Raw genomic sequence first — 4,590 nt, 5'->3', positions numbered from 1 at the left:
GCCGCTCCCGCCTCGCTTACTGTTTCGTGTATGACTTATGAGGCGAGCGCCGTGAGCGATGCCGTGGGGACCGATCGCGATGATGCCCTGCGCGCGCGCATGATGCGCTACACGGTTGCTGCGATGTTCTTTGTCGGTTTTGCCGGCAAAGGCGTTCGTGGCATTTTCGGGGACATCGGTTCTCTTGTGCCGATGCTGATTCTGCTTGTGTCGTTTGTGGTGCTTTTTTGGACCTCGGGACGCTCGCTGTTGCTGCGTCGCTTTCCGACCACGACGTGTCTTTTTGTCGCCTGGTGTGCTCTGTCGTGTCTGTGGTCCGTCGCCCCTGCGCAGAGCGCGCAATTCGCGGTCTTATCCCTCGCTCTGACGCTGGTGTCGATCGCTGTGGCTGTTGCGCTGCCGCTCACCGAGCTCGTTGGCGCGTTGATCCTCGCGTTCCAGTGGATTATCGGCTCCTCGTTTATTCTCGAGGCCCTGGTGGCTTTCTTTGGTCGAGGTCCGCTCGCTCCTCCCATCATGTGGGGGAGGGGGCTCCTGCCGGCGTCCTACTACTGGGTGGACGGATTGCTCCTGGAAGGTGGGCCGATCCAGGGGTTCCCTGGGAACAGGAATCCTCTTGCTTTCATCGCACTGCTTCTGGCGGTGTGCTTAGTTCTTCGATACATGCAGACGAGGAACTCTCGGCTCTCGACGCTGGTGTGGCTCGGCTTGTGCGGCGCAGTGTTGCTGCTGACTCAGTCTGCGACGGTCGCTCTCTCGACGGTCGGTTGCTTCCTGGTTATCGCGGGCCTCGTCGTGCAGCGTAGAGTTCCGGAACGCCTGCGCTTGCGCGTTGTCGGCGGGTTTGCGGGGATCGGTGTTCTCACTGCAATCACAGCATTCTTCTGTCGTCACATGATCGCCGACGCTTTCGGTCGTAGTCCCGATATGAGCGGGCGCTCCGTCATCTGGCACGCGGTGGCGCCCCTCGTCGCGCAGCGCCCGATCGGCGGTTGGGGCTGGTTCATTGGGTGGCCCACGTGGATGGAACCTTTTGCATCGCTCGTGATCCGTCCCGATGGGACGCCGACGAACCAGGCGCACAACGTGTATGTCGAGGCGGCGTTGACGACCGGCTTCGTGGGCGCGGCCATGATCACCGTCGCGATCGTCTGGACGCTGTATCGCGTTGTGAAGGTCGCGGTCGCCCACATCGACGACAATTTGTGGGACGTGATCCCCGCCGTCATCATCATCGCGATGTTTATTCAGTCGTTTACTGAGTCGCGCCTGCTCTTCGAGGGCAACTGGATGCTCTTCGTCATGATCGCGACGTGGGTGAAGGTCCGAGGAGAGGTTCCCGTGGTGTGGCCGTCGGCGGCCCGCCAGCACCTCGAATATTCTTAAAGCCTACGAACATCATCGTTGTCGCCGAGCCAGGAGGAAACTCATGTCGCAGTCCGAAACTCACGTCTCTCTGTGGGGCGGTCGTTTTTCTGGAGGGCCGTCGCAGGCACTGGCTGCACTGAGCGTGTCGACGCACTTCGACTTCCGTCTGGCCCACGTGGATATCGCGGGCTCGCATGCGCACGCCGATGAGCTGCATCGCGTCGGACTGCTGACCGACCAGGAATGCGCGGATATGCACGATGCTCTGGCGCGTCTGGACGCGGATGTCGCTTCGGGGGTGTTTGTGCCTGCTGCCGACGACGAGGACGTCCATACCGCGCTGGAGCGTGGCCTCATCGAGCGAGCGGGAGCGACGCTGGGTGGCAAGTTGCGCGCTGGACGCTCCCGCAACGACCAGATCGCCACACTCATTCGCGTGTACCTGCGCGAGGAGGCGCGTCACCTGGCAGGTCGCGTTCTTGACATCGCTCAGGCTCTCGTCGGGCAGGCCGTGCGCGCCGGCGATGCTGTGATGCCGGGCCGCACCCACATGCAGCACGCGCAGCCCGTGCTCGTCGCTCATCACCTGCTGGCGCACGTGTGGCCGCTGCTGCGCGACGTCGCGCGCCTGCGCGACTGGGACAAGCGCGCAGCCATCTCCCCGTATGGTTCCGGCGCGCTCGCCGGTAATACCCTCGGCATGGATCCTCGCCGCATTGCTGCTGCTCTCGGCTTTAATGACTCCGTCGAAAACTCGATTGACGGAACGGCTGCTCGCGACGTGGTCGCCGAGTTCGCCTTCGTGTGCGCCCAGATCGGTATTGACATTTCGCGCCTGTCGGAGGAAATCGTCATCTGGAACACGAAGGAGTTCGGCTACGTCACGCTGGACGACTCATACTCCACGGGTTCGTCGATCATGCCCCAGAAGAAGAACCCTGACGTCGCGGAGCTGGCCCGTGGCAAGGCCGGCCGCCTCATCGGTGACCTGACCGGCCTGCTCGCGGTCCTCAAGGGTATTCCGCTCGCCTACGACCGTGATCTGCAGGAAGACAAGGAGCCGGTGTTCGATCAGATCGACACCCTCGACGTCCTGTGTCCTGCCGTCGCCGGCATGATCGACACAATGACGATTCATCTCGACCGTCTCGAGGAGCTGGCTCCGCAGGGCTTCTCGCTCGCCACCGACATTGCCGAGTGGCTGGTGAAGCAGGGCGTTCCGTTCCGCGACGCTCACGAGATCTCGGGCGCGTGCGTGCGCCTCGCCGAGGCTAGGGGAGTGGAGCTCGCGGACCTGACGGACGAGGAGCTCGCCCAGGCCTCGTCGGCCCTGACCCCCGAGGTTCGCGCTGTGCTGACCGTGGAAGGTTCCGTGAGTGCACGCCGCGGGCGTGGCGGCACTGCCCCGGAGCGCGTGCGCGAGCAGATCGCCGAGGCCGAGGCGGGTCTCGCCGATGCGCGCGAGTGGGCGGCCACCGCGCTGCGTTAACGCCCGTACTCGCAAGCCGATACACTATGACGGTACTCATCCGTCGAATCCGCAAGGAAGGACAACTTTCGTGACAGACATTCTGGACGAACTGCAGTGGCGTGGGCTGCTCGCGCAGCACACCGACCTCGAGGCGCTCCGTGAGCACCTGGCCGCCGGACCTGTCACCTTCTATTGCGGCTATGACCCGACGGCGCCCTCCCTGCACCATGGACACCTGGTTCAGCTGATCGTGATGCGTCACCTGCAGCTCGCCGGCCACCGTCCGCTCGCTCTCGTGGGCGGGGCCACCGGTCAGATCGGCGACCCGCGTCAGAGCGGCGAGCGTCAGCTTCAGTCGACCGAGGTCGTGAAGGGCTGGGCAGATCGCCTGCATTCGCAGATCTCGAAGTTCCTCGACTTCGAGGGTCCTGCTGCAGCCACGATGGTGAACAACCTGGATTGGACCCAGGAGATGAGCGCGATCGACCTGCTGCGTACTATCGGCAAGTACTTCCGCGTGGGCACCATGCTCAACAAGGACATCGTTGCCCGCCGTATTGCCTCGGACGAGGGCATCTCCTACACCGAGTTCTCCTACCAGGTGCTCCAGGCCAACGACTTCCTCGAGCTCTACCGCCGCAACGGCTGCACGCTCGAGACCGGCGGTAACGACCAGTGGGGCAACATGGTGGGCGGGGTCGACCTGATCCGTAAGGTTGAGGGCGTCGATACCCACGTGATGACCACGCCGATTATTACCAAGGCCGACGGAACGAAGTTCGGTAAGTCTGAGGGGGGTGCCATCTGGCTTGACCCGGAGATGATGACCCCCTATGCCTTCTACCAGTTCTGGCTCCAGGTCGCGGACGACGACGTGGTGCGCTTCCTGAAGATCTTCACGTTCAAGTCGCGTGAAGAGATCGAGGCGTTGGCCGTTGAGGTTGCCGAGCGTCCGCACCAGCGTGCCGCGCAGAAGGCGCTGGCTGCCTCCGTCACGGAACTCGTGCACGGGGCCGATCAGCTTCAGCGCGTTCTCGCTGCGACCGACGCCCTGTGGGGCGGAGGCGATATCCGTGATCTCGACGAGGCAACGCTGGCCGCTGCCACCGCGGATCTACCACGAGCGTCCCTCACCATCGGCGAGTCGACCGTGGCCGATGCGCTCGTTGCCCTCGGCTTTGAGAAGGGCAAGACTGCGGCACGCCGTACGATCGCCTCCGGCGGCGCCTCCATCAACAACATCAAGGTCGAGGATCCCGAGGCTGTTCTGCGCGAAGAAGACGTCCTTGCTGGTGGACTGGCTCTCATTCGTAAGGGTCGTAAGAACCTCGCCGTGCTTGAACTGAGCTGATCGCTTCGAACAAGAGGGCATCCGACAATTGTCGGATGCCCTCTTTTCGTTGTGTTTGGTGGGTTTGTGGTGTGTGTGGTGGGGGTCACGGTGTTTTGGTTTGACTTTGGGTGTGGGGGTGAGTAGATTATTCACCTGTCGCCGCGAGCTTGTTTGTGGGTTTGTGGTGGTGGTTCACTGCTTGGGTGGCTGGGTTTTGTGGCTTGGTTGTCTGGGTGTGTGGGTGTTGTTTGTGAACTCGATAGTGTGTTTGTTTGTTTTTTTATGCCTGTTTTTTGTTTTTGAGTGTTTTTGGTTGGGATTGCTGGCTGGCCTTTTTGGTTGGTTGGTTTTTCTGGGCTTTAACGTTTTTGTTTTTGTTCGGAGAGTTTGATCCTGGCTCAGGACGAACGCTGGCGGC

General features: G+C 62.2%; 3 protein-coding genes. All 3 read left to right on the top strand.

Annotated features, from left to right (window positions below):
• Nucleotides 1–30 precede the first annotated feature (30 nt).
• The gene (locus CYJ22_RS04080; protein ID WP_101601336.1) at nucleotides 31–1,386 is read left to right on the top strand and encodes an O-antigen ligase family protein; all 1,356 of its coding nucleotides are present in this window, start codon (nucleotides 31–33) and stop codon (nucleotides 1,384–1,386) included.
• Nucleotides 1,387–1,429: 43 nt separating this feature from the next.
• The gene (argH, locus tag CYJ22_RS04075; protein ID WP_101601334.1) at nucleotides 1,430–2,857 is read left to right on the top strand and encodes an argininosuccinate lyase; all 1,428 of its coding nucleotides are present in this window, start codon (nucleotides 1,430–1,432) and stop codon (nucleotides 2,855–2,857) included.
• Nucleotides 2,858–2,927: 70 nt separating this feature from the next.
• Nucleotides 2,928–4,190 carry a tyrosine--tRNA ligase gene (gene tyrS / locus CYJ22_RS04070; RefSeq protein ID WP_101601332.1) on the top strand — a complete coding sequence of 421 codons (1,263 nt, stop codon included), beginning with the start codon at nucleotides 2,928–2,930 and terminating at the stop codon, nucleotides 4,188–4,190.
• The last annotated feature ends 400 nt before the right edge of the window (nucleotides 4,191–4,590 follow it).

Source organism: Schaalia odontolytica, assembly GCF_002847525.1.
GTDB classification, from domain to species: Bacteria; Actinomycetota; Actinomycetes; order Actinomycetales; family Actinomycetaceae; genus Pauljensenia; species Pauljensenia odontolytica_B.
Note: the sequence above shows the minus strand (reverse complement) of the source record. Positions and strands in the feature narration are given on the sequence as shown.

Coding starts and splice junctions, on each gene's coding strand:
- argH (WP_101601334.1), top strand. CDS start 1,430: ATGTCGCAGTCCGAAACTCACGTCTCTCTGTGGGGCGGTCGTTTTTCT.
- CYJ22_RS04080 (WP_101601336.1), top strand. CDS start 31: ATGACTTATGAGGCGAGCGCCGTGAGCGATGCCGTGGGGACCGATCGC.